This window comes from Actinomadura geliboluensis (assembly GCF_043197915.1).
GTDB lineage: Bacteria > Actinomycetota > Actinomycetes > Streptosporangiales > Streptosporangiaceae > Spirillospora > Spirillospora geliboluensis.
Window position 1 is genome coordinate 1 of the sequence record NZ_JBICUA010000005.1, and the last position, 25,500, is coordinate 25,500.

At 65.2% G+C, this 25,500-nt stretch carries 20 protein-coding genes; 11 read left to right on the forward strand and 9 right to left on the reverse strand.

All coding sequences use genetic code 11. The features are described from left to right. Positions 1-320: hypothetical protein (locus tag ACGFI1_RS17620; RefSeq protein ID WP_392786301.1), on the reverse strand; the 320-nt coding region annotated here is incomplete at its 3' end. A 157-nt stretch (positions 321-477) separates the two neighbouring features. Here ACGFI1_RS17620 and ACGFI1_RS17625 point away from each other — a divergent pair. From ACGFI1_RS17625 to ACGFI1_RS17635, 3 genes are all read left to right on the forward strand, one after another. Further along, positions 478-1,257, forward strand: a complete 780-nt coding sequence (locus ACGFI1_RS17625) for an ATP-binding protein (protein WP_392786303.1) — start codon at positions 478-480, stop codon at positions 1,255-1,257. 131 nt (positions 1,258-1,388) lie between these two features. Beyond that, positions 1,389-1,583, forward strand: coding sequence for a DUF397 domain-containing protein (locus tag ACGFI1_RS17630; protein ID WP_392786305.1), 195 nt, complete (start codon positions 1,389-1,391; stop codon positions 1,581-1,583). Positions 1,584-2,340: 757 nt separating this feature from the next. Then, positions 2,341-2,802, forward strand: coding sequence for a very short patch repair endonuclease (locus ACGFI1_RS17635; RefSeq protein WP_392786307.1), 462 nt, complete (start codon positions 2,341-2,343; stop codon positions 2,800-2,802). Here the strand turns inward: ACGFI1_RS17635 and drmB are convergent. The 7 genes from drmB to ACGFI1_RS17670 all read right to left on the reverse strand — a co-directional run bounded on the left by drmB (position 2,781) and on the right by ACGFI1_RS17670 (position 14,381). Beyond that, positions 2,781-4,691: a DrmB family protein gene (drmB, locus tag ACGFI1_RS17640; protein ID WP_392786309.1), complete on the reverse strand. Its 1,911-nt coding sequence runs from the start codon at positions 4,689-4,691 to the stop codon at positions 2,781-2,783. The genes ACGFI1_RS17635 and drmB overlap by 22 nt on opposite strands. Beyond that, entirely contained in the window at positions 4,688-8,185 is a 3,498-nt protein-coding gene (locus tag ACGFI1_RS17645) for a helicase-related protein (RefSeq protein ID WP_392786312.1), read from the reverse strand. Before ACGFI1_RS17645 ends, drmB begins: the two co-directional genes overlap by 4 nt. After that, complete coding sequence (locus ACGFI1_RS17650) at positions 8,182-9,885, reverse strand: nuclease-related domain-containing DEAD/DEAH box helicase (RefSeq protein ID WP_392786957.1); 1,704 nt, start codon at positions 9,883-9,885, stop codon at positions 8,182-8,184. Before ACGFI1_RS17650 ends, ACGFI1_RS17645 begins: the two co-directional genes overlap by 4 nt. Further along, complete coding sequence (locus ACGFI1_RS17655; RefSeq protein ID WP_392786314.1) at positions 9,882-11,396, reverse strand: hypothetical protein; 1,515 nt, start codon at positions 11,394-11,396, stop codon at positions 9,882-9,884. The genes ACGFI1_RS17650 and ACGFI1_RS17655 overlap by 4 nt, the downstream gene beginning before the upstream one ends. Continuing rightward, complete coding sequence (locus ACGFI1_RS17660) at positions 11,393-12,037, reverse strand: hypothetical protein (protein ID WP_392786316.1); 645 nt, start codon at positions 12,035-12,037, stop codon at positions 11,393-11,395. Before ACGFI1_RS17660 ends, ACGFI1_RS17655 begins: the two co-directional genes overlap by 4 nt. 433 nt (positions 12,038-12,470) lie before the next feature. After that, positions 12,471-13,595 carry a DNA cytosine methyltransferase gene (locus tag ACGFI1_RS17665; protein WP_392786318.1) on the reverse strand — a complete coding sequence of 375 codons (1,125 nt, stop codon included), beginning with the start codon at positions 13,593-13,595 and terminating at the stop codon, positions 12,471-12,473. A 192-nt stretch (positions 13,596-13,787) separates the two neighbouring features. Beyond that, the gene (locus ACGFI1_RS17670) at positions 13,788-14,381 is read right to left on the reverse strand and encodes a TetR/AcrR family transcriptional regulator (protein WP_392786320.1); all 594 of its coding nucleotides are present in this window, start codon (positions 14,379-14,381) and stop codon (positions 13,788-13,790) included. Positions 14,382-14,461: 80 nt separating this feature from the next. Between ACGFI1_RS17670 and ACGFI1_RS17675 the strand changes: the two genes are divergently transcribed. The 8 genes from ACGFI1_RS17675 to ACGFI1_RS17710 all read left to right on the forward strand — a co-directional run bounded on the left by ACGFI1_RS17675 (position 14,462) and on the right by ACGFI1_RS17710 (position 23,508). Beyond that, positions 14,462-15,217, forward strand: a complete 756-nt coding sequence (locus ACGFI1_RS17675) for an SDR family oxidoreductase (RefSeq protein ID WP_392786322.1) — start codon at positions 14,462-14,464, stop codon at positions 15,215-15,217. Positions 15,218-15,362: 145 nt separating this feature from the next. Next, positions 15,363-16,925, forward strand: a complete 1,563-nt coding sequence (locus tag ACGFI1_RS17680) for a serine/threonine-protein kinase (protein WP_392786324.1) — start codon at positions 15,363-15,365, stop codon at positions 16,923-16,925. A gap of 63 nt (positions 16,926-16,988) precedes the next feature. Continuing rightward, the gene (locus tag ACGFI1_RS17685) at positions 16,989-17,447 is read left to right on the forward strand and encodes a nuclear transport factor 2 family protein (protein WP_301176028.1); all 459 of its coding nucleotides are present in this window, start codon (positions 16,989-16,991) and stop codon (positions 17,445-17,447) included. Positions 17,448-17,549: 102 nt separating this feature from the next. Next, positions 17,550-18,761, forward strand: coding sequence for a hypothetical protein (locus tag ACGFI1_RS17690; protein WP_392786326.1), 1,212 nt, complete (start codon positions 17,550-17,552; stop codon positions 18,759-18,761). Next, positions 18,761-19,543 carry an SDR family oxidoreductase gene (locus ACGFI1_RS17695; protein WP_138639386.1) on the forward strand — a complete coding sequence of 261 codons (783 nt, stop codon included), beginning with the start codon at positions 18,761-18,763 and terminating at the stop codon, positions 19,541-19,543. The genes ACGFI1_RS17690 and ACGFI1_RS17695 overlap by 1 nt, the downstream gene beginning before the upstream one ends. Before the next feature lie 14 nt (positions 19,544-19,557). Continuing rightward, positions 19,558-20,718, forward strand: a complete 1,161-nt coding sequence (locus ACGFI1_RS17700; RefSeq protein ID WP_392786328.1) for a sulfotransferase family protein — start codon at positions 19,558-19,560, stop codon at positions 20,716-20,718. Between the two features lie 409 nt (positions 20,719-21,127). Then, on the forward strand, positions 21,128-22,702 hold the full coding sequence (locus ACGFI1_RS17705) for an FAD-dependent oxidoreductase (protein WP_392786331.1): 1,575 nt from the start codon (positions 21,128-21,130) through the stop codon (positions 22,700-22,702). Next, positions 22,699-23,508 (forward strand): class I SAM-dependent methyltransferase, encoded by an 810-nt coding sequence (locus tag ACGFI1_RS17710; protein ID WP_364546450.1) that lies wholly within the window; start codon positions 22,699-22,701, stop codon positions 23,506-23,508. The genes ACGFI1_RS17705 and ACGFI1_RS17710 overlap by 4 nt, the downstream gene beginning before the upstream one ends. Positions 23,509-23,517: 9 nt before the next feature. Here the strand turns inward: ACGFI1_RS17710 and ACGFI1_RS17715 are convergent, their stop codons facing one another. Next, the gene (locus tag ACGFI1_RS17715; RefSeq protein ID WP_392786333.1) at positions 23,518-25,482 is read right to left on the reverse strand and encodes an arabinofuranosyltransferase; all 1,965 of its coding nucleotides are present in this window, start codon (positions 25,480-25,482) and stop codon (positions 23,518-23,520) included. Between the last annotated feature and the right edge of the window lie 18 nt (positions 25,483-25,500).

The window sequence follows — 25,500 nt, forward strand, 5'->3', positions numbered from 1 at the left end:
GGCTCAAGCACTAGCCTGGAATGCATTCCGACCTTCCATCGACCTCCAATCATGCATTCACTCGAAACGTGCGACTTCACGTCGCACAACCAGTCTGGATCATGGCCGAGCGTGGCGTACCAAACGAGGAAGCCGAAGATCCCGCCCGTGTCCCATGCCTGGTCGAGCGTGGTGGCCTGCTTCTCATCGAGCTTCAGAGCGCCGGTTTCCAGGCGTGAAACTGTGGACTTCGAGCAGTTCAAGATCTCGCCCATCAGGTCACCCGTGAGCTTCCGCTGCAGCCGACAGAAGCGCAGGTAGTAGGCGATGAGCGCCCACATGGAGGACTTCGGGTCCGGAGACGGGCGATGGGACATCCTGTGCCTCCCATTTTCTCGCTGTTGCAGGAGTTGTGAGCAACTCTGACAAGGCTAAGTCCCGGAGCGCATTCTGTGGCCCAGAGCCAAAAAACCTCTGCCCTGCAAGGAGGGTTTCAAAATGGGTCAGATAGTGCAGTCCGGACATATTTCTGTCGGAAACGTGGGCGATATCGTGCGAGGAGGCATGTGTGCGTGGCGGCTCCCCGCGGACGCCAGCTGCGCTTCGGTCGCGCGTTCCCTGCTCACCATCGCCACCACGACGCTCGGGCTGGACGGCGACGCGGCCGACAATGCGATCCTGGCAGCCAGCGAGCTGGCCACGAACGCCCTGAACCACGGCCCACGCGCCGACGCCGACAGCCAGACCGTCCCGCCCGAACTGTGGATCTGGGCAAGGACGACACCGACCCCTCAGTTGGTGGTCTCGGTCTTCGACGCCTGCCGCACTTCCTGGCCTGACACCAAGCCCAGGGACCTACTGGACGAACACGGCAAGGGCTTGAGCATCATCGGCATGCTCGCCGACACGTGGGGAGCCCACCCGTCCCGCTCCTTCTGCACCGAAGGCATCCAGGGCAAGGCCGTCTGGAGTGCGCACCCGCTCCCGGGCCCATGGCCCAACCCGCGCACCACGGCCCCGCCCATGCTCGCCGCCCGCTATCTGGCTTCGGCCCTGACCGCCCGGGGCCTCCCCAACATCACCCACTGCCACGGCAAGGGTGTCTCCCTCGTCACCGTTCCTACAGCCAACAACGAAGAGACGAACGTCTGGATCGACCCAGCGACCCTCAGCTACACCGACCCCACCGGCACCCGCCACCGCCGCCCTATCGTCGACCTGCACGACGCAGCCGAGACCCTGCTCTCCCAAGCCGAACGACGGCTCGGCCTCACTTGAACGCCTCGAAACATCAGGTACGACGGGACGCCTTGCCGACCAGTATCGGCATTGGACTCGCTGCATGAGGGAAAAACCCTCGGCGAGAACAATCCATGCGCGCTCGTCGAGCGGTCTCTGGAGAAGGAATCATGATCCTGGTGTGGCGCAAGAGTTCGTACAGCGGTGGCGCGGACGACGCGGCATGCGTCGAGGCTGCTGCCGTGCGCGGCGGTGTCGAGATCAGGGACCCCAGGAACCCGAACGGCGACCACCACTCGGTGACGGCTTCGGCCTTCACGGGCCTGGTGCGCAGGATCAGGGACCACGCAATCGACTGTCCCTGAGCATCCAAACAGGCGCGGGGCAACGCTGGTACCGCTCAGGTGAGGCTGCCGACTCCTCACCATCACCGCTGCGAACGGGTGAAGACAAAGCCAACTCGTTCAGACTGAACTCTGGTCAGAGGACAGGACATCCATTAACCAGTGGTCTCAGTGCTTTACCGCGACGCTCGAGGGCGAACGCCTGTACGCCCTCCTGGATCGGCACTGCTGGTCCCGCCGTCACTTGGTGATCCACCGCAGCCTCGTCCCCCATGACGAAGGCATCCGCGAGCTGGCGTCCTACCTATGCTCCGCGCCCGTGGGCCAGTCAGCGACGCGGCGGGCACTGATGCAAGGTCGTCTGGTGCCGTTGGCCCGTGGAAAAGGATGTCTAGGTCGTCATGAACACCCTCGGACTGCGCCACTTCGTGGCTGGCCCGGGCCTTGGTCGACGTCACCGCCGACCAAGCACACACCCACGCTGAGTGAAACGCTCTCGGTCAACCTACTTGGCTGGACCTGGCACAGCACCGAGCATCACCTGAGTTGGCACACCTGGCGACGATGCCACCAAGCCCCGCGTCTGCGGTTCCAACCGAGCCCGTCTCAACCGCCGCTAACAGATCACGTTCTGCGCCGCACTCGGCGATGCAGGCCAGGATTGAGACTGGGCGGAAACCGCGGAGTACGGGAGGCTTATCGGGGCTGCGATTGAGACCGTTGGGTGGTTGAGCCGACTCTGCGGAGCCGAGGCAGGACGCCTAGTACCGTGGACGGTATGCCTTCACGTTCGACAACAAGCTCGTGGGCGTCAAGTCCCGGACGACGGCGCAACATGCAGGCGAACCGGTCGCGGGACACCAAGCCCGAACTCGAAGTCCGCCGTGCTCTCCACAAGCTTGGTCTCCGTTATCGTGTAGCAATCGCACCAGAGCCGGGTCTTCGCCGACGCGCGGACATCGTATTCACCCGTGCTCGCGTAGCCGTCTTTATTGATGGATGCTTCTGGCATGGCTGCCCCGAGCACGGTAGGTCGAGTTTCAATCACAACGCTGACTATTGGCCTGCGAAGATTGCAACCAACATCGCTCGTGACGCAGACACAACCGACCGCCTCCGCCACGCTGGGTGGCTGGTCTTGCGTTTCTGGGAGCACGAGGATACGACCAGTGTCGTCGAGCGCATTCGACTTGCAGTCCTCGGGAACGAAAGCACGTCCTACGTGAAGGGGGAAAAGTAGCCCAAGGCCGGGTCTGTGAATGTCCCGACTACCAAACCCCGATCGAGGAAGCGGTTGAACTCCTCACAACTTGTCTCAGGCAGCAAGGCACAGCCATGGCAGGCAGCTAGATTGCAGGAATCCGGTCCTTGCCCTTTCTCCCCGGCGTCCATGCAGACCGGGTCGGTCGAGCACCAGCGGGCCTCTGAGACGGCTGAGGCAAAGACGGAGCGCAGGTTGTCGGGACGCGCCATGCGTACCAGACCACCCATGGTGCCTTCAGAGTCGCCGGCCGCTGTGTAGATGAGGAGCCCGGCCATCTCACGTCCCCCCGTCGAGGAGACGTAGAGCCGTTCCCGCAGGGATGCCGAGCTGTAACCACAGGCAAAGACCAGCTCGTTGATCAGCAGGTGACCAAGGGTGTGCAGCAGGACGAAGCGGGGCGTAAGTGTACGGGCCTGGAGCCCCCGTTTCGAAGCGATCTGACCGTAGTGGTCAGTGATCTTCTGCGCACGGGCTTCTACCTCGGCGCGTGCCTCCCACGCAGCCAGGCGCGCCAGGTCAAGCTCGAAGTAGATGCCCTCACCCTTGACGACATAGGCAGGCAGCCAATCCTGGACGGGCGACAACGGCTGGCGTCGGAGCAGAGCCTTACCGACGCTCAACTTCAGCACGTCGTCCCTGATACGCGTGAAGCCGCGCAGTGCCCGCGTCTCCCGCAGCACATCGACCGACCGGACGCGCTCCAGGTAAGGATCAAGGTCAGCGTGAAGCCCTGGGTTGGTCGCTGTCAGGTAGTCGTCTTTGGGCGTCTCGCGAATGTGCTGGAACTCCGGGTAGCGCCACTCATCGTCTCCGGTAAGCAGCTCAGCGTCCGACTCTTCTCCCGACTCAGGTGCTTCCTCACCCACGCCGAGGAGGTCGCGGTAGCCGGCGATGAGCTCCTCGTCTGAGATAGGACCGAACAGCTCTGGCGGCACATTTTTTAGCAGATGCTCGCGGAGCATATTTACGTCGAGGTCGGCACCGAAGATACCGTGTAGAGTACGCATTGTGCCGCTGACAGCCGGGTGCCGCATCAACTCGTGCATCTCAGCACTGACGGCACCTTCCTTGCGCGGCAAGTAGATCGAGGACTCGACCTTCGGAAAGTAGACATTGCCGGCGGCTCGCAGGGCACCCCGCATCGGCTGATCACACGCCCCATCCATTTTCGCCAGCCACGGTTGAGCGCCGGTACAGAGATAGGGGTCATCGGGTGTGGATAGCTGGTCGCTTAGGGTGGTGTGCTCTTCCCCCTTGACGTAGCGCGCCTCGGTGATGCCACGCAGGTTTCGTTCCTTGCCGCACGCGTCGCAGACCACGCGCTGACCTTCCAGACCGCCGCCACCGAGGGACTTGAGGCGCAGAACCCCAGTGCACGACGGTCGATGTGACCGATGCACCCATTTATCAAAAGGGAAGTCGTCAAGGTGGCCGGCTGCGCAGACTGCGACAAACGGCACCTGCGACATGCGCGGCTTGTACATCCAACTGGCGTGCTTCTTGTCTTTGCAGTCCACTGGCTGCTGCATGGTGAGCGTCGAAAGCTCGAGGCGCTTGCAGAACATGCAAAAGCACCAGCGCGGGAAGCGAAGCACCGGAACGGTCAGCTTGACGTTACGATTGTCGATGCCCTGCCCTTGGTAGCGAAAATCCGGCGGCAGACGGAACTCCGAGACCCGCAACCGCGCCTCCAGCCGCCAGTCGTGCTCCTGGTATTCCTCCAGTGCCAGCGTGCTGGAGTCATTGGGCTGGTACCAGTGGTCGAGTCCCGCTGTGATGACCGAGGTGCCGTTGACAAGCACGCTCATGGCTCCGACGCCGAATGGGGAGACGAGCTGTGCCCGCCGCATTGCTCCAGTGCTCATAGTCCGTCCTCCGTTTCGGCATCGGCATGGGCGTAGGCCAGCGAGATCGCCAGGCGGCACTCGGCGTCGACGTTTCGCATGCTGGTGGGCACGTCCCAGATGGTGGCCTTGCTGTCGAGATCGGGCAGTGTGCCGGCGTAGCGCATCAGCCCCTGCTTCGGATCACCCCAGGGCGGCGGGTTGGCCTCCCACTCCGTCCGCTCCCAGCCGTCCCACTGACGGGCTCGCTTCTCTGCCATCTTGTCCAGAATTGGAACCTCGCGCTTGTCGGCGATAAGCGCACGCTCACGCAGCAGCTCGATTGCCTCATAGAACTCCGCTGCGGGGAACGGATACGGTGGAAGATCGAGCGGTGACACTTGACGCACGTAAGCAACCGCGGCGGCGTGGAGGGCGCGGCGCAGCACTGGCGTCGCAAAAGGCGTGACCGAGGTTGGCTCAACCTGCGCGTAGAGCTGCTGATGGTAGGTGCGGAATCGCTCGTAGTGACTGCGGTCGCGGGGCTTGGCGGCACCGTAGATAGTGATGACCAGACCAGGGCTGACATCGGCGCGACGTCCCACCCGGCCGGAGACCTGAATGTACTGCGCGGTGGTCTTAGGCTGCCCAACGATCGTCATCAGACCGAGGCGGTCGATGTCGACCCCGACCTCGATGATGTTGGAGGCGAGGCAGATGTCGACCGCGTCTTGGCGTTCCTGCCCCGGTAGGTAGCGGGCTTGCAGATGCTCGATCGCCTTCGGGATCTCGTCCGAGCGGCGGCGCGAGGTGAGCTCCATCGTGCGGTTCGGCCACCGCGGGTCGATGCCGTCACGGCGTACCAGACCAGTTAGGTAGTCGGGGACGTCAGACTCAAGTAGCGAGACGGTGTTGCCAAGCTCACGCAGCGAATTCAGGAAGTTGAGATTTGTCCAGTAGCCGTCGCGGTCATCTTCAGCCACCTTGGTCGCCGCTTGCAGCGTAGCAGCGGCGACGCGCGTCTGAACGGTCTGCGTCGAGCCGAGCGACGCGCTCATAACGCCTAGGTACCGTCGTCCAGGCTCCAGTTCCCCATTGGGAAGCCGGGCCGGCTCGGCGAAGAACGAGCGGCCTTCCTCCAGTCCGTGTGGCGGGAACAGCGCGACTTCTTCTCGACCGAACAGTCCCTTTATCTGATCCTCATAGCGGCGGATGGTAGCGGTCGAGGCGATGATCTTGGGCGGGATGGGCTCCTCGCCTCGCCGGTCGGTGCACAACTCGTCGATGACCGGCTCGTACAAGCCGACCATGGAGCCGAGCGGGCCGGAGATGAGGTGCAACTCATCTTGGATGATCAGGCTAGGGGGCGAGACTTCGCGCTCGCCTTGCTGGTCGAACCCGAATAGGTTTCGGGCTTCCGGACGCCAGGCCATCATGGCGAACTTGTCGACGGTGCCGATCACGATTGAGGGGCGGACGGCGTAGATGTCTTCATCGACGACGTGGACGGGCAACCCGGCCCGGCGGGAGTAGCGACACTGTGAGTCGACGCAGCGCAGGACTACTCTCTTTCCGACCTGCTCATACCCGATGACGTCCTGACCTCCCTTGCCCTTCGGTTTGGTGCCCATCTGCGTGCCGCACCACGGACAGCGCAGGAGTAGGAAGAGGTTCTGTTCGTGGGGGTTGCGTCGGAGCTTGCGGAGGACATCGACAGCTTTGTTCCAGCTGTTCGGAGTCGATGACGCACCCAGCCAAATGCCGATGCTAAAGGACGAATCGCCGAGTGCAGTTGCGTTGTTATCCCGGATGTATTCGAGTACACAGACCAGCGAGGCGGCACGCAAGAATTGCTGCGCAGTCAACAGTCGGAGCGTATAACGCATAAGCGTGTCGGTGCCGGCGTCTTCCGGGTTGTGGAGGCGACGTGCGAGCAAGCTGATGGCGCAGGCGCCGAGATATGCCTCGGTCTTGCCACCACCGGTCGGAAAGAAGATCAGATCGACCAGAGAGCGGGTCTTCTCGGCCGGGTTGACCAGCTCAGGCAGGCTGGCGAGGATGAAGGCGATCTGGAAGGGACGCCAGGTACCTCTGCCCTTTGGGATGGTGGGTTTGGGGTGCACGCCCTTGACCCGGAGGACGTCGTCTTTGCCGCGCTCGACCTCGCGTAGCGGGAAGTTAGAACGCACCTGTTGGTAGAGCATCGCCTCGTTTGCCCAGCGAAACGCCTGGGTGGCAGTCGGGTCGGAGCCGACCAATGCCCAGCCCGCCTGCATCCGGTTGAGGGCATCGGTCGCGAGCCTCATGTGCCGAGTGGCAGCCGACTGGAACCGCGAGGGGAGGTCGTCGATCTCCGCCGTCCGGTCGGCGATCCATTTTTCGTACAGGCGTAGGACGGTCTCGACCTGCTGCTTTCCCTCATCGGTACCGTTAGCCAGCTCCCTCATGCTGACGGTGACCGCCTGGCGTTGCCCGTCGGCATCAAACAGATAGTTGCCATCCTCGTCCGTCTGGTAGATGTCTGGCGTCAGACTGACCACCTCGTAGGCCGGCAAGGCAACGGCCTTCACGAACGGTACGGGCGACCCGGCACCACCTTCCCACTCGGCGGCACACCCATGCCCAATAGCGTAGGTGCGCTTGTTGCGGTACAGCAGGTCGATCGACTGCTCTTCGTCGCCCCGGTCTGGCAGTTCGACCTCGGGATACGGCTCGATCACCAGGTCCTTCGCTGCAGCCACGGTGAAGCCCATCTGGAACAACGCACTACTCGGCCCACTGCCCATCACATTGTTGACGACCGCTACCGTGACGAGTCGCAATTCAGAGTCGTCGACGCCTGGCACAGGTCGGCTGAAGACGCGGATGGTCGGCGCGATGCCTGGCGCCTCGCCATCGGGTGTGCTCGGCACAATCTTGATCCGGTTGGTCTCATCTCGCAGTACGTTGCCGGGGACAGTTCCTAGCAACGTGAACGGGCGACGGCGCCACCAGTCAACAGGCTTACTAACACCGGGAATGTGGACATTCAGCTTCTCGTAGTGCGCACCAGTCACTCGGAGCTTCAAAAGACCGTGAGCAGGGACGCGGCATTGGAAGGAGATCGCCATCGCAGACGGCTTGAAGCTGTTGGCGTCGGACAGATCGAAGTCGTCAGAGTCAGCCTCGTCGTGGCGCAGGAAACCCTCGATCTTGGGCGGCGGTCCTTTGGGGTCGTCCTCACCGGTCGGCACACCGGAGAACCCGGTCAGGTCGATATCGGCATCGCTCGACTCGCCAATCGTGGTGCCAACAACGGCTGCACCGCTGTAGAGCACCCCAATGCCATATCGTTGCAGTGGCGTCCCGACCGTCAGGATCTCCTGCTTGGTGGTGGCATCGTGGAACTGTCCCCGGCTCTTCTCAGCAGCCGTAAAGGTGATCACGCCGCTGGCGCAGTCTACCGGCTTACCGACAGGCTCGTCGCCGTCGAGAGGTCCAAACAGTTCGCGCCGGACTTCGGCTTCTATAATGGCGCGGGCTTCGAGTCCGCTCATGCGGTGCCTCCTACAGCCTTCCGGAGCGTGGTGGTTTCAAACAGGACGACGAGTCGGTCGGTCGCTCTAGTGAGCCCGACATAAAGCAGTGAGTCCAAGTTGCCAGTGGTAGCTACCTCGTCAAGATCGGTGACGACGACCGCCGGCGCCTCCAGTCCCTTGAAGGCGTGAATAGTCGCATACTGCACTTGTCCCGGACGAGCAGGCAGCCCATTAGCAGGCCTCAAGATCTGTCGTAACCAAAGGTCGTTAGTGGTGGCCGCGGTTGAGTAGTCACGCTGGGGGCTGAGTACGACGATCTCGTTCAGTTCGTAGCCCTCATCCTTGAGTCCGCGGATGGCAGCAACCAGCAATGCCGACTGATCCTCTCCCGCTCGGTATTGACGGGAGATCGGGTCGACGCCGTCGTCGAGTCGCAGGAACCGCTCGTAGCCCGGCTGGAGGTGACTGAAAAGGTTCACCTGATAGCCGATGCGAGGTAGGTTGCGACAGTTCTGTACCAACTTGTAGCTGGTCAAGTAGGGGGCACGAGCACGAAGCCGTTCCCAGCCGGTATCGTTCTCGTAGATCGCCTGACGCTCGAAATCGCCGAACAGGAGTACCCTGCCCTCTTTAAGTCCGCCATCGACAATCAGGTCGAGGACATCGAGGTACGGGTCGGTGGCGATGTCTTGGATTTCGTCAACGATGAGGAATTCGGAGGTGGTCGCCGCAGTTCCATCGATGAGTGCCTCTGCGGCGCGCTCGGGAAGTTCCTCAGTCCAAAACTCAGAGGTCGGATTGTCCGGCGCATGGGTGAGCCCGGCTAGCCGGAGCAACTCTTGGTGGAAGGTGCCCACCGTCAGGCCTGCAAGATTTGCCATGTCTGTACTGAGTCGACTGGCAAGGAAGCGGTTGAAGCATAGAAACCGGCCCTGCTTGCCGGTCGCCAACTCACGTCGGGCTGACTCCATGGCGAGAAACGTCTTACCTGAGCCGGCTGGCCCTGAGAAGAGCACGCTGCGGTTCTCACTGGCGGCGTCGAGCGCCAGAAATTGCTCCTCGATGAAGGAAACCAGCTGGGATTCACGGGTGCGCCGGCGATCTCCAGCGACTGTCGCCAACTCGAACTTGGGACGGAGGAGCCTAGCGATGCGGTCAGCTTGCTCGCCGTCGGGGCCGACCCCGCCGTAGGCGAAGTACTTGATCTTATTACCGAGATGCCTCTGCCCGGCTGCGAGCGTTCGGAGGATGGAGCTTGGTGCTGTTCTCAAGTCCTCAGAATCCAGCACTTGCCAGTCGTGCCACTCCGGGCTGGGCGGCAGCATGGTGCGGGCCCGCACGCCCGTGAACCAAACGGCAGAAAGCATGGGCACTGGACGGAGGTCGACATGCTTCTTCGCCAGGTAGTCGCGCAGGCTGTACATCGCTTCGCTTGCCTGCTGGAACGGTCCCCGAGTGGTTGGGGCGTCATTGCCGAGTTTCCAGGTACCGTCGCTCCGCCGGTCGATCGACAGGTGTGACTTGATCTCGATTACCAGGATGCCGGTTTCCGGGACGATGACGACGAAGTCCGCTTCGCCCTCGACCTGACGAACGTGATCGGCGATCCCCAATGAGTGCAACACGATCCAGTTGCTGGTTTCGCTACTCCCTTGAAGCGCCGCGTAGACAGCCTTCTCTCCCGGCGGCACGTCCGTTGGGCAGAAAGCAGGCATCATTCGAGCCACTGACCACTCCGATCCCCAAACGGCACTCTCGCATCGTGCCGTGATACGATCTCAGTGAACGGCGAAATCGCCAGAACTCGGGTAGCGAGGATGCCTCGAAAACCCTCCGTCTTGAAGTCGAGGCTGAGGTGGCCTGTCGTCTCCAGTTCGGAGAGATCGGCAGCGGCCACTGCTTCTTCGAGCTGCTTCCCAATCTCCGCACTGACCAGGTAGAGCGTCTTGCGTAGCATCGTCGCGTAGCCGAACGTCGGCTGGATGGGAATTCCTAGCCACTGGAGCAAGCGTTCGAAGTCCTGATCACTCGCCGGGCGGATCAGATTGAGATTGGTCCAAGCCCGTGCCCGGTCAGCAGCCTTGACCCCGGCATCGCGCAATTCTCTGACGGCCCTACGGTACCCGATCTCTTGAATCCGCTCTGTCAAAAGGTGCTTCCACGACGCCTGAGCTCGGTCAACGGTTTTACCGCGAGCCAAGCGGGCAATCGCCGCTTGGTACAGCACCTTACGCTCGGTTTGGCCCTGTCGCAGCAGCAGGTAGGTGCCCGCGCGGACGGCAGTGACGTCGGTGTAGGTGACACGCTCACCAGCAGGCTGCTCCGGATCGAGAGAGCGGATACGCTCTCCGTCGTCGAGCCACATCGCGAGACTCCCACTGAGCAACACCTTGTGTGCCTCGACCTCATCGCTTGCCGGCTTGCGATCGCCGTTGCGGCGGCTTCCCCACACTGGTTGTGGGAAATACAGGTTCTCGTCTTCGGGCTCGTCAGGCAGCCCTACCTCGGGCTCGGAAGTGTCCCCATCGTTGAAGACTCGTGCTTCGAGGCAAATGGCTCCCTCGGCGTAGGCAGCAATAGCTGAGCGGGGCACGCTGCGATCGCCAAACCACGCTGGGAGGAAGAAACTGACGCCGCTGGTCACCGGGGCGGTCACCAGCGATGACCGGTGGAAGCGAGGTGGTCCAATGACAAAAGCCTGCTCTAGCTCGCTCTGATCCCGCTCAAGTTCTCCGGCGGTCAGCACAAGAACTCCATATTCCTGGAGCCACGACTGGAGTCCTATCGCGGCGGGTCGATCAGATGCAATGACGGCGGCGGTGTCGGCGCCAACATCTTCAACGTAGCGCAGCAGTACCGTCCCGACGATGGGGTCGGTTGACGCCAGGTCAGTCGCGGCACCAGCGAGCTCGTCCAGGAGCGTTTCGTCGCTAATTGCTCCTCGCAATCTCTCGGCATGCCTGGTCACTTCACCGGCCAGCTGGATAAGGCCAGAGTTGAACTGCAGCGCCTGTGGCTGGAAGACCTGACGCCACCGCAGCGCCTTGGCAGCCCCCACCAGATCGTCGAGGTAGTCACCGCCTTCTTTCTTGAGCAAGGCCATCAGACGGCGTACTGCTGCGTTGAAGCGCGCACCCGCCGGGTCACCGACGGCTACGACCTCGATGCCAGAACGGGCGAGGCGGGCAGATGCGGCGTAGCGCTGGTTCAGCGCGGTGATGCGACTCATAGCGCCAACGTGAAGCCGAGGGCTTCCACGCCTGTTGGCGGTCGCCATCCCAACTCTTCGGCCAGTGAGAGCGGCTCACCTCGGGTGTTGCGCAACTGAACCACCATCTCCGCGGCGGTCTCGTCCGCCACCGAGCGATCGAGCAGACACACGACCACCGGAGACTCGATCTCCGCCAAGTATCTGATAGCGCCATTCCCGTCAAGGATCACGGCGTTCACATCCTGAGCGATGGGCAGGTTGTCAGCAAGTGTCGCTGAGGCATAGACGCGGGTGAACCACGTGGCTGCTCGGCCGTGCATCGGCATGAGGAGATTTCTGATCTTGCTTGACGAAACCTTTCCGCCTTGTCTAGACGAATGTCTAGACAAGTGTGCCTCGAAGTCTTCTTCCAGCCACGCTTGAGTGCCGACGATGACAAGGTCGGCGGCGGGCTTAGCCAGGCGGGCGTCCCACGTCAGGTCCAGCCGCGCCATACGTTCGATAGTCCCCGGTTCGGGGCGTGTCGCGCGTGCAGGTTGGCCCAACTCGGCAAGTGGGGCGAGCGCTCGGATGCCATCAACGAGCCACAGTGATCCAGCGAACGCAGCCCGAGGCGGGTTCGCCTGTTCATCCAGGCGCGCGAAGAACCCCGTGATCACGTGACGGTTGTTTACGGCCCTCAGAGGCTGTCCTGGGACCATCCCGCGAAGGGCTTCGAGCGGCTCCACGAGTGCGGGGGGCTCACTGGCAAGCACCCACCCGCACCCGACCAGACACGCAGCGTAGTCTCGCTTCGGCACCGACAACGCGATGATCAATTGGCGACCAGGGGACTTCCGCGCATAGTGCGCTGCCCGCTTGCCTAGCATCAGGAGGGGGCCTGCCCAAGGCGCTGCTTGACCTGGATCATTCGCGGATTCTGACAGCGCGAGACGAACGTGCTCACTGCTGGGAGGCGCCATGACAGGCATCTCCTTCTGTGCTCGACCCCGCCTGTAGTGCTGAGCTACGAGACTAGTAAGACGCACCGACAAAAACAGGCTCCTCGCGGAGATCGGCTGGAAGGTAGGTCCGGAATAAGCGCATCGGTCATCAGGCGCTGAGCGCTTCGTCGCCGCTCGATTGCCGAGCCGATCGCTGCATGGCTGCCTTGATGGCCGAGGCCAACGCCTGTGCGAGCGGTGGCGGAACTGCGTTGGACACCTGCTCCACCTGGGAGGACAGTGTCCCCTCGAGCACGAAGTCGCTCGGAAACCCTTGAAGGAGCATGGCCTCGTAGATGCTGAGCCGCCGTCGTCCCTCGGGATGCACGTGGATCTCTCGATGACCGTACGCAACCGTTGGGCTGGGGTCGTCCCACTTCAGGCGGCGGAAGCTCCGCCCGGCCCGATCCGCGCCGCCGGGTTGAGAGAATCTCTTCGACACTGGGCGCATCGTCCAGTGATTCTCGTGGTGTGGTATCGCGGATTTGTCGAGGTCACGTGAGAAGAAGGCAGGGTCCGGAAGCCCCTTGATCTTGGCGCGCACTGTGAGATCTTTCGCCACGACCTTCTGAGGTTTGAAGTTCTGTGCAACTATTTCATCGCGAAAACCAGAAATTATCACGCGGTTGCGTGTCTGTGCGACCCCATAGTCGAGCGCCGAGTACTCATTGACGTCCGGCGTGAGTTCGATGTCATGGAATTTTGAAAGGATGCCTTGAAATGTAACGGAGTGCTTGGCATCCTTGATTCCGATTACGTTTTCGAAGAGCACGAACTCGACCTTATATTTCGCCTGGAGCGCTTCCACTATCTGCAGGTATAGCAGTGGAAGTCGGTTGCGAGGATCGTTTGTAGCGGATCCAGTATTTGCTCGCGAGAAGCCTTGGCAGGGTGGGCCGCCGATCACGCCGATTGGTTCTTTTGGATCCAAAATTGAATCCAGATGCGCGAGAACTCCTTCGGGTCCGAGTTTCGCAAGGTCTGCTGCAATTGAGACGGTACCTTTAAAGTTGCGGCGGTGAGTCTGGATAGCGGCGGGGGAGAGGTCGACTGCGAAACTCAGCGGAAAGCCTGCTCGCTGAAATCCGAGGTCCAGACCACCGGCACCCGAGAACAGGCTGACGATCTTAGGCAAAGTATCTGAGGTTTCCTTTGTCGTACCTGCAACATGTGCTGTACGAACAAGGGGCTCCGATGACTCCTGCCCCGTGGGGGCTGTGACGCGGCGGCTCATGCCCTAACTCTAACGACGAGGGACCGGCGCGCGGCCAAGATCGTGATAGAAAGCACGGCCCCACCTGGCCAGACGTCGCCCCGATGTCGATATGATCGCTGGTCTACCGCGACAGACCGGTCAAACAGGGCGAGTCTTCGCCAGACCGTGCCTCGATGAACTCCAACGGCGCGGGTAAGGTTTAACGGTCAGCTACTCCGGCCAGGTGTGCATGGCTTGGGTGGCTATGTCGGTGAGGGTCTTGTGGGGGGCGCCGTCTCGGGCTTGTTGGGACATGCCTTGGATTACTGCGGCGAAGTAGTGGGCCAGGGCCTTGGGGTTGGCCGTGGCGGGGAGTTCGCCGTCTGACTGGGCCTGCTGTAGGCGGGCCTCGAAGCGCTTCAGGTTGGTGTTTCGCAGGTCGCGTAGGCATGTCTCCATCTCAGCGTCCTGCGGGGTGACGTTGGTGGCGGCGCTGATCGTTAGGCAGCCGGCCGGGTGGGACGGGTCCGGGTAGATGGCTGCGGCCTCGTTGAGGATGCGGGCGAACGCCTCGCGGGCGGTGGGTTCTTCGGTGAGGGCGTTGGACATGAACGCGCCCTCTGGGGAGCGGCCGTACGCCTCTACTGCCTCTTTGAACAGGGCCTTCTTGTCGCCGAACGCCGCGTAGAGGCTCGCCGGCCTGATGCCCATCGCGTCCGTCAGGTCGCTGACGGACGTCGCCTCGTAGCCGCGCTCCCAGAACAGGCGGACGGCTGCCGTCAGGGCCGCGTCTCGGTCGAAGGTGCGGGGGCGTCCTCGTGCCATGGGTTCATTGTAGAGCGCTCACTCAAGAAGTTGTGCTAAGTTTTTGTTGAGCGATCACTCAACAAAGGAGGACGGCAGACATGGGTACGTTGGACGGCAAGGTCGCGCTGGTCACCGGTGGCAGCCGGGGGATCGGGCGGGGGATCGCCGAGCGGCTCGGGAGTGACGGGGCGGTGGTCGTCGTCACCTACGCGCGGGAGCGGGCGGCGGCAGGGGAGGTCGTCGAGCGCATTCGCAAGGACGGCGGGCAGGCCTTCGCGATCCAGGCCGAGTTCGGGCGGCACGGTGATGCCCACGCGATGTGGGACGCCTTTGACGCGGTGGTCGAGCGGCCCGGTGTCGACATCATCGTGAACAACGCGGCCATCGGAACCAGTGGGGATCTGGAGTCGATGAGCGAGGACGAGTTCGATCGGCTGTTCGCCGTGAACGTTCGGGCGCCCTTCTTTCTCGTCCAGCAGGGGCTCGGGCGGCTGAGGGACGGCGGCCGGATCATCAACATCTCCAGCGGCGCGGCCTCGATCGCGTTGCCGGACATCATGGCCTACGGGGCGACCAAGGGAGCGCTCGACACCCTGACGCTCAACCTCGCCAAGCAGCTGGGGCCGCGGGGGATCACCGTGAACTCCGTCGCGCCCGGCATTGTGGACACCGACACGAATGCTCCATGGCTGAGGGGCAACGCGGAGGCGCTTGCGCATGCCGAGTCGCTGTCCGCGCTGGGACGGATCGGGCAGCCCGAGGACATCTCGGGTGTCGTCTCCTTCCTCGCGTCCGATGACGCCAGTTGGATGACGGGACGAGTCGTCGACGTGACCGGTGGCGCCGGGTTGTGAGGGCTGGTGGCGTCCGCCCTCGTGGGCTGCGCGAGGGCGGGTGTCGCGTGCAGGGTGGCCGGAAGTGGCGAGTGCGGGCGGGTCGGGGAGCGGCGTTCTAGCATCGGTGCAGTTGGCCTGTGGGCTGGGCGCGGTGGGGGCCTTGATGCAGCGTGTCGTTCCGTTGGAAGCGCGTGACCCTCGGCAGGTCGGCGGGTTCCAGATCCTCGGTCGGCTTGGTGTGGGCGGCCAGGGGGTGGTGTATCAGGGGCGCGGGCAGGACGGGACGCTCGTCGCGGTCAAGGTGCTCCATGAGCAGTTAGTCGCCAGCCGTGCGAACCGGAATGCGCTGGCGAGGGAGTTGGAGGCCGCCCGTCGAGTCGCGCCCTTCTGCACGGCTCAGGTCATCGCGGCTGACCTGGAGGCCGAGCGGCCGTACGTGGTGAGCGAGTACGTCGATGGCGCGTCCCTTGAGGAGGTCGTGGAGTCGGAGGGGCCCCGGAAAGGCAACGCGCTCCATCGGCTGTCGGTTGCGACGGCTACCGCACTGGTCGCCATTCATGAGGCGGGGATCGTCCACCGTGACTTCAAACCGGCGAACGTTCTGATCGGGACGGACGGGCCGCGGGTCATCGACTTCGGGATCGCGCGTCTCTTCGAGAACACGACGACGTTGACGGGCAAGGTCGTCGGCACTCCCACGTACATGTCTCCTGAACAGGCCGCCGGCGAGCGGGTCGGGCCGGCGACAGATGTGTTCGCCTGGGGCGGGGTCATGACGTACGCCGCAGTGGGGCGGCCGCCTTTCGGGCGCGGGCCGATGGCTGCGGTGATGGTTCGACTCGCACATGAAGACCCCGATCTCGGTGACCTTCCAGAGCCGATGCGTGGTCTGGTCATGGCGTGTTTGGAGAAGGACCCGGCGCGCCGGCCGACGGCTCATGCGGTGCTCATGCGCCTGGTCGCAGCGCCCGTGAGCTTGCAGGCGCCGGTCGAGGCGCCTGCGCCGTACCCGGAGCCGGGGCCCGCGCGTAATGTCACCCAATCCGATCCCGAACCTCAGCCCGCCACTTTGTCGCCGGACACGAACCCGGAGCCGGTGCCGCCTGTGGTGGCTCCCGATCGACTGTTGATCCGGCGTCCTTCGCTCGGCCGGAAGCCCTCGCTGTGGTGGTCGACGCTTTCGGCTGTTGCCGCCTTGCTCGTCGTCGCTGGGTTCCTTTTCGTGCAGAACGTGCGGAACGGCTACTACGTCGGGGAGGAGGACGGCAAGGTCGTCCTCTATCGGGGTACGAAGGACACTGTGCTGGGCCTCAGCCTCTCCCGCAAGGCAGCCAGTAAGGAGCAGTTGAATCCGCCGATCGTGGTCGCCGACCTTCCCGGAAGTGTGCAGGGGCAGGTGAAGGAGACCTTCGCGGTGCAGGGGCCGGAAGCGCTGCGCGACTTGGCGAAACGGGTCTGCAAGTACGGTCTCGCTGAGGACGAGGGCAAGGTCATCATCGTGAAGGGGCGTGGGCGGGCCGATTGCCGTCAGGCCATGGTCGTGGCCAGCGACATTCGCGTCAGCGAGTTGCCCAGGTCGGACGCCGCCAAGGTGACGGCGGGGGAGTTCGCGTTCGTCGGTCGGGCGGCGGCCGACGCGGCGCTCTCGCGGCTTGCCAACCGGCGGGACGCCTGTAAGCAATCGATCGAGCCGGCGATCGCGGACTGCCCGAGCGCCGCGTCATAGCGGGCCGACGAGCGGTAGAACAAGTTCTTGTTTTCCGGGACGGCAGGGGCCAGTCTTGGGCGCATGGACCTGGTTGCTCTGGAAGAGATCCGGCGGCTCAAGTACCGCTACCTGCGGTGCGTCGACCTGAAGTTGTGGGACGAGTTCGCCGACGTGTTCGCGGAGGACGCCGTCGCCGAGTACGACACCCCCGTGCTCGGCAAGACGCTCCGGCTGGAGGGGCGGGACGCGATCGTCCAGTACATGCGGGAGAACCTGGACGACGGGAAGATCAGCACCCACACGGCCGGGTGCCCGGAGATCGATCTGGACGGGGACCGGGCCACCGGGATCTGGTCGCTGGACGACACGATCATCATTCCGGAGCACCGGCTGCTCATCCGGGGCGCCGCCTTCTACTACGACACCTACCGGCGCGAGGACGGGCGCTGGCTCGTGGAGAAGACCGGGCACCGGCGGACGTACGAGTACATGGTGTCGCTGGACGACGCCCCGAGCCTGAAGTTCACCACCTCCCATTGACCGGGACCGGCGTTGACCCGCTCCTAGAACGGGTTCTAACGTCCGGTCCTCAGTGTCGCGATCTCAACGGCGCTCGCGCCCCGCGTCCGTTAGGAGTGCCCGGTGGCCACCGAAGGCAAGACCGATTCGTTCGAAGCCGCGACGCGCGCGTTCGCCGACGCGGTCGTGGAGGCGGAGCGCATCATCCGTGCTGCGCCGCACGTCAAGACCGACCAGGACTTGGCCGAGGGGCTCGACTACCTCGCCGGCAGCATCAAGGCATCGCTGCACATGGTCGGTGCCTACCAGCAGGACTATCCGTTCTTCGCGTCGTCCACCGGGCCGTACACCAAGCTGGGGCTCGATAACCCCGACACCTTGTACTTCCACGCCTACATCCGGGACGACGCCGAGTACGTGGTCACCGGACGGCGGGGGACGACCTCCGATCTGAGCTTCCAGGTCATGAACGGCGACTACTCGCCCACGCAGTCGCCGGACAGCCTGACCGCGTTCGACGACCGGGAACTCGACATCGCCGCGGACGGGTCGTTCCAGTTGCGGTTCGGGCCGCCCAAGCCCGATCCCGGGCCCGGTTACGTCACGCTGCCTTCGGGTGCGGCGATGCTGATCGTCCGGGAAGTGTTCAGCGATTGGGAGAACGAGCGTCCGGGCGAGATCCGCATCCATCGCGCCGACACGATCGGGACCTCGCCGTTGGCCGTTCCGGCCGAGCGGATGGCGCGGCGGTACCAGATCGCCGGGAAGATGCTGGTGTCCAGGATTCGCACGTTCCTGGCCTTCCCGGAATGGCACTACCTGCAACTGCCGGTCAATACGCTGACCGAGCCGCGGCCGACGCCCGGCGGGCTGGCCACGCAGTTCTCGTCGGTGGGGCACTACGACCTCGATGACGACGAGGTCATCGTCATCACCGCGCCGGCCGCCGAGCGGGACGTGGCGCCCTATCAGGGCTTCCAGCTCGGCAGCATGTGGTACATCTCGCTCGACTACATCAACCATCAGACGAGCCTCACCGCCGACCAGGCCAGGATCGACGAGGACGGCAAGATCCGGTACATCGTGAGCGAGCGCAATCCGGGGCTCGCCAACTGGATCGAGCGGACCGGGCATCGCCGGGGATATCTGCAATTCCGCTGGCAGCGGCTTGCACGGGACCTCACGCCCGAGGACGGCCCGACGGTGGAGGTCGTGAAATTCGACGACCTTCCGCGCGTCCTGCCGTTCTATGAGAAGCAGCGGGTCACCCCGCAGGAATGGTCGGAGAAGATCGCGGCCCGTCAGGTCGCCGTCGCGAAGAGGATGCTCGGCTGATGGCGGGACTGCTGGAGGACAAGGTCGTCGTCATCTCGGGCGTCGGGCCCGGGCTGGGACGCGGGCTGGCGGTGCAGTGCGCCAAGGCCGGTGCGGACGTGGTGCTCGCGGCGCGCAACGAGGAACGGCTCGCCGAGGTCGCCAAGGAGGTCGAGGAGATCGGGCGCCGGGCCGTCACGGTTCCGACCGACATCAATGACGCGGCGGCCTGCGAGCGGCTCGCGGAGACGGCCCGGGAAGCGTTCGGACGGGTCGACGGGCTGGTCAACAACGCCTTCGCCACGCCGCCGCTGACCGACCTCACGAAGGTCGACCTCGATGCGGTGCGGGCCGGGTTCGAGACCAATGTGCTCGCGGCGCTGCACCTGACCCGGTTGTTCGTTCCCGCGCTCGAAGAGCACGGCGGGTCCGTGGTCATGGTGAACTCGGCCGTCCTGCGGCATTCGCGGCGGACGTTCGGCGCCTACAAGATGGCCAAGGCCGCCCTTCTCGCGATGGCGCAGAACCTCTCGACCGAACTCGGGCCGCGCGGCGTCCGGGTGAACACGATCGCTCCCGGATACATCTGGGCCGACAACCTCCAGTGGTATTTCAACCACCTCGCCAAGAAGCGCGGTATCACCGCGCAGGAGGTCTACGACGAGAACGCCGCGACGACCGACCTTCGGAAACTGCCCGAGCCAGACGAGGTCGCCGACGCCGTGGTGTTCATGCTGTCGCCGCTGGCGCGGGCGGTCACCGGGCAATGCCTGGACGTCAATTCCGGCGAGTGGCACCACTAGGAGAGGGCGGACCGATGAGCGCGGGTCGCGACAGCGTTGGCACGGTCGAGGATCTCCACGCCTCCGCCGGCAAGGTCACCGGCATGGACGACTTCGGTGACGACGACTACCTCGACGGGCTGAAGGTCCTGCTGGAGTCGCTGGCGAAGGAGGCCGGCCTCACTCCGCTCGGGAACAAGGCGCAGCGGGCGATGCTGCGGGGCGCGCTGGCCGCGCGGCAGTTCTCCGAGGCGGCCTGGAAACGGCATCCCGAGCATGCGGAGGTGCCGATCGAGCGGCCGATCTTCGTCACCGGCCTGCCGCGGACGGGGACGACCGCCCTGCACCGGCTGCTCACCGCCGACCCCGCCCATCAGGGGCTCGACCTGTGGCTCGCCGAAGTGCCGCAGCCGCGCCCGCCGCGTGAGACGTGGGCGGACGACCCGGTCTTCCAGGCGATCGACGCCGGATATCGGCGGCACCATGTCGAGAACCCCGAGTTCATGGGCGTCCATTACATCTCGGCCGACTCGGTCGAGGAATGCTGGCAGCTGCTGCGGCAGAGCATGCTGTCGATCTCGTTCGAATCCCTGGCGCACGTGCCGGGCTATTCGTCCTGGCTCGCCGGGCAGGACTGGACGCCCGCCTACCGCCGCCACCGGCGCAACCTCCAGCTCATCGGGCTGAACGACGCCGGACGGCGGTGGGTGCTGAAGAACCCGAGCCACCTCTTCGCGTTGGACGCGCTCCTCGACGTCTATCCCGACGCGCTCATCATCCAGACGCACCGGACACCGCGCACCGCGATGGCGTCCATGTGCAGCCTCGCCGCCCACGCGACCGCCGGATGGTCGGAGACGTTCACGGGCGCCACGCTCGGACGCGACCAGCTGGACCTGTGGAGCCGCGGGCTCGACCAGTTCCGCGCCGAGCGGGTACGGCACAATCCCGACCAGTTCGCGGACGTCCACTACGACGACTTCGTCCGCGACCCGATCGGCACCGTGGAGGGCGTCTACGCGCGTTTCGGGCTGCCGTTCACCGACGAGGCCAGGACGGCGATGACGCGGCTGCACGGCGAGAGCTCCAGCGGCGCCGCGAAACCGTCCCACCGGTACGCGCTCGAAGACTTCGGCCTCACCGCGGAAGAGGTCGACGAGCGTTTCGCCGACTACGCCGCCGGCCTCCGCGCCTGACCGCCCCGGCCCGCGCACGGCCGGCCGTCATCACCAGGCGCGAGATGATTTGAACAAGCGCTCAGCGTGCTTGTTCCGGTCTCCCGCCGCCGCCGGCGAAATGGCCGATGACATTGGCCGCCGCCTACACCACCGCCGGTGGTGATCAATAGAGCCTCCGCCGTCGTGGTGTGCTGATGGCAAATTCCGGCCAGATTATCGAAGATCCATTTTTTGGCATCCCGCCGCGGCCCGCCCATGGCGGCTGTCCGGCGGGGCATGTCGGCGATCAGTCCGCCGCCACAGACGCCTTACTCCGTGTTTTCGGAGAGTGAGCATCGGGAAGCTGAGAGTAGTTGGACGTGTGCCCTGGGTGACCCGGGCGGCGCGTTCGGCGGACGTTCAATCTCCCCAGAAGGTGGTGGCTTCGATGACCGGCAAGACCCCTCAGCCGTCGATGGTCGTGCAGCCAGGCGACGTGCGGTACCCCTCCCTCAGCCGCGGCTTCAACCAGCGGTGGATCGGCGAGCCCGAGTACGTCGTGGTGGTGCGGTCGTCCACGGAGGCCAAGGAGGCGCTGCAGAAGGCGGTACGCGAGGAGCCGAAGAACCCCAAGCGCACGCGCATCACGGTCCGCTCCGGCGGGCACTGCTACGAGAACTTCGTCTGCGGTGACGACGTGCGGGTGATCCTCGACGTCTCCCAGATGTGCAATATCGAGTACGACCCGAAAATGGACGCCTATTGCGTGGAGGCCGGTGCCAGCAATTGGCACACCTACAGCCATCTCTTCCCCGTGAGCGGGCGGGCCCTGCCGGGAGGTTCCTGCTATTCCGTGGGCCTGGGCGGGCACATCACGGGCGGCGGGTACGGTCTTCTCTCGCGCCAGTTCGGGCTCACCGTCGACTACCTCTACGCGGTCGAAGTGGCGGTGGTGAAGAAGGACAAGACCGTCGAGCTCGTCGTCGCGCGGCGCGACGACAGAGAAAACCCCGATCTGCAGAAACTGTGGTGGGCGCACACCGGTGGCGGCGGCGGGAACTTCGGCCTCATCACCAAGTTCTGGTTCAAGGACCCTCCGACACCGCCCAGCAGGGTCCGGTTGGCGGGCATCGCCTGGAACTGGAAGGACCTCACCAAGAACGACTTCACCGCCCTGCTCAACTCGTTCGGGGCCTACTTCCGCGACAACCAGGACAAGAACACGGCGAGCGGCAAGCTGTTCGGGATCCTCGCGCTCAACCACCACAACAACGGCCAGATCGGGCTCACCGCCCAGGTGGACATCGACGACCCGGGCGGCATCGCGGCCATGGACGACTTCATCGCGAAGATGAACCATGGGATGAGCGCCGAAGCGACGGAGATGCGCACCTTCATGGGTGAGCGGCCGTCCCTCGGGACCCTGAAGATCCCGCGGGACATGCCCTGGCTGACGGCCACGCAGGTCCTGGACAGCAGCGGCGAGGACCAGTGCGGCAAGTACAAGTCCGCCTACATGCGCAAGCCGTTCAGCGCCAAGCAGATCGACGCGATGTGGGCCCATCTCAGCAAAGACGGCCCTTATCGCGACTACAACAACCCGCAGTCCCTCATCCAGATCGACTCCTACGGAGGCGCCGTCAACGCACCACCTCGGGACACGGCCGCACGCCAGCGCGACTCCATCATGAAGATGCAGTACCAGGTCTACTGGACGGCGACCGACCAGCACGAGCCCCAGTACCTGGACTGGATCCGCAAGACCTACCAGGCGACCTTCGCCGACAGCGGCGGCGTCCCCAAGGTGGGTACCAAGCAGGACGACCTGGCGACCGACGGCTGCTACATCAACTACCCCGACGTCGACCTGAACGACACGACGACCTGGAACAGGTCCGGCCAGCCGGCATCGACCCTCTACTACAAGGACGGCTACACCAGGCTCCAAGAGGTGAAGCGCCGCTGGGACCCCCTTGACATCTTCCACAACAGCCAATCAGTCAAGGAACAGAAGGCCCAATGACGAAATCGCCGCCACGCCGGAAGACGAACCTGAAGCACAACCTGAAGCGGAACCGCGCCAGCCTGGCGTACCGGCTGCGCTACGCGGCCCAGAACCCGGACAAGGTGCGGGCGTACCTGTCGCGGCTGGCGCGGGACGTGAAGCTCCGCGCCGCCAACCGGGGCCACGTCGCGTACTACCGGGCCGTGATGAGGTCGGACGCGGCCCGGAGCCCGGAGGCGGCCGTCGGCAGCCCCACGCGGGAGCGCTGGCTTCAGCTCGGCCAGATGCAGTTCGACTACCTGCGCAAGCACGGGCTGAAGCCGGACGACCGGCTCCTGGAGATCGGCTGCGGCAACCTCCGTGCCGGCTGGCGGTTCATCGACTACCTGGACGGCGGCAACTACTACGGCATCGACATCTCACCCGACATCCTGCTCGCGGCGCAGCACACGCTCGTCCAGCAGGAACTGCAGGACAAGATGCCGCATCTGACCCTCGTCGACGACCTGAAGCTGCGCTTCCTGCCGGACGCGCACTTCACGGTCGTGCACGCGCACAGCGTGTTCAGCCACTCGCCGATCGAGGTGATCGACGAGTGCCTGGCCCACGTCGGCCGCGTCCTCGCGCCCGGCGGCTTCTTCGACTTCACCTTCGACCGGACGGAGGGGACCGAGCACCACGTCCTTCGCGAGGACTTCTACTACCGCACCGAGACGCTGACCGCTCTCGCCGAACGCCACGGCTTCGCCGCCCGCTTCATGGACGACTGGGAGGAGCTCCCGCACGGCCAGTCCAAGCTGCGCGTCACTCGCCCCCAGTCCTGACCCGAACCGTCACGGTCGATTGCGTATGGCGACCACCGTGTTCTTGGGCAGTGAGCGCACTGTGAAGTGGCTCGGGCTGAACTGGGACGGGCTGAAGCGCAGATCGCCCCACGTCCACGCGGGCGGGTTCGTGTGCAGGACGAACACGTCGATGCCGCCGAAGCGCGTGTTGGCGGACGCCTTGGCGAACGCGTCCGGGTCCTGGACCTTGGCCAGTGCCGCCAAGGCGTCGTGCCGGTCGTCCCAATGGCTGGTGCTGGCCGCCGCAGTGCGGTCGACGGCGATGTAGCCGGGCCACGGCAGGTACGCGAACAGGCGTTCGTCGTAGGAGAGGGTGCGCGGCGCGGCGTCGCGGCCGAGGGCGTCCGTGACCGCGTCCTCGACGCGGTTCACCGGAAACCACCGGATCCTGGGCTCGGCGGGCGCGAACCGGGTGCGCTTCCCGTTGGGACGCGGCTCGGCGTGGGCCAGCACGGCGTACCGGTGGGTGTCGGTGACCTCCGCTATGTCGGTACCGGGCGGCGGTGGCGTCCACTCGCGCCAGTAGCTGAACGCCGACCAGCCCACGAGCGCGGCCAGGGCGGCGGCGGTGATGCCGTGCGGGACGGTGTCCCGGGTGGCGAACCGCCGGACCAGGCCGGGCCCCGCGTGCACGATCGTGAGCACCCCGGCGATGGCGAGCAGCACCGTGATCATTCGTGCGGTGTGGTAGAAGAGCCCGGTGTGGTCCGTGAAGACGTAGCGGGCGGCGGCGACCGCGCGGTACAGGTAGGCGCCGCCGATCAGGCACAACAGCGGAGTGGCCCACCAGGTCGTGCGGCGGTACCAGATGGCGCCGGCCAGGCCGGTCAGCTGCAGGAGCCCCAGCGGCGTCGCGGCCAGGAACGGGAACGGGTTGCTCGTGATGGCGGGCGCGGGGAACTGGTCGGAGACCATCTGCCCGCCCTCGCGCAGCAGCGTCCAGCCGTAGGGAACCAGGTACCAGCTCGCCGTCACGGCGGCCACCACGACCACCTTCGCCAGGTACGCCAGGTACCGGCGGCGGTCGTCGGCCGCCCGCCAGGCCAGCCACGCCAGGACGAGGATGCCCGCCGCGCCCCACAGCATGAACCCGAGGTAGGTGGCCACGACGAGGCCGCCGAGGATCCCGGCGGGCAGCCAGTGCAGTCGGCCGCGCGGCGGGCGGCCGAACGTCGCCGGCACCCACGGGATGAACACGGCCAGCGCGACGACCTCGTGCGCCTTGCGCGGATCGCCGAACGCGACCAGCGAGGCGGCCGCGATGGCGAGCGCGGCGGGCGCGGGCACCAGCCGCGTCCACAGCAGGAACGCCAGCAGCACCGCGCCGGAGACCGTGAGGGTCTGCGCGTCGCCGAGTACCTGCCAGGCGTGCAGGTCCAGCAGCGCGGACGCCCTGCCGACCACCCACGGGAACAGCGGCGGGTACTCGGACGGCACCCCGGCGACGATGCCGTCCGTGGGGACGGCGGTGGCGCTGTAGCGGGTGACCATCGCGCTCATCCGGCCCTCGTCCCCGAGGAGCCCGGCGAACCCGAACGGGGTGCCGTGCAGCGTGCTGCGCAGCGCCAGCACCACCCACGCGGCCAGCAGCCCCGCCGCCACCCCGGTCAGCGGTTCGGTGCGGAGCGGGACGCGCCACCGGCGGGGCCGCGCCGCCGCGACCGCCAGCGCGGCGGCCAGCAGCACGCCGCCGGCGGCGACGGGCAGCACCGCGCCGCGCGGGGTGAAGGGGTCCTGGTCGACGAGGCTCGGCAGCAGCATCGCCACCGGCGTCATCACCAGCCAGGTCAGCAGCGCCGGGACGGTGGCCCGCCGCAGCGCCGCCGCCCCGGCGGCCCGCAGCCGGGCCGCCGCCGCCCCGGCGGCGCGCGCACGGGGCGCGCGCTCGCCGGTCGCCTGCTCGCCGGTCGGCTGTTCGCCGGTCGGCTCGTCCGGTTTCTGCTGGTCGGTCACTCGTGCGTCGGATCCTGT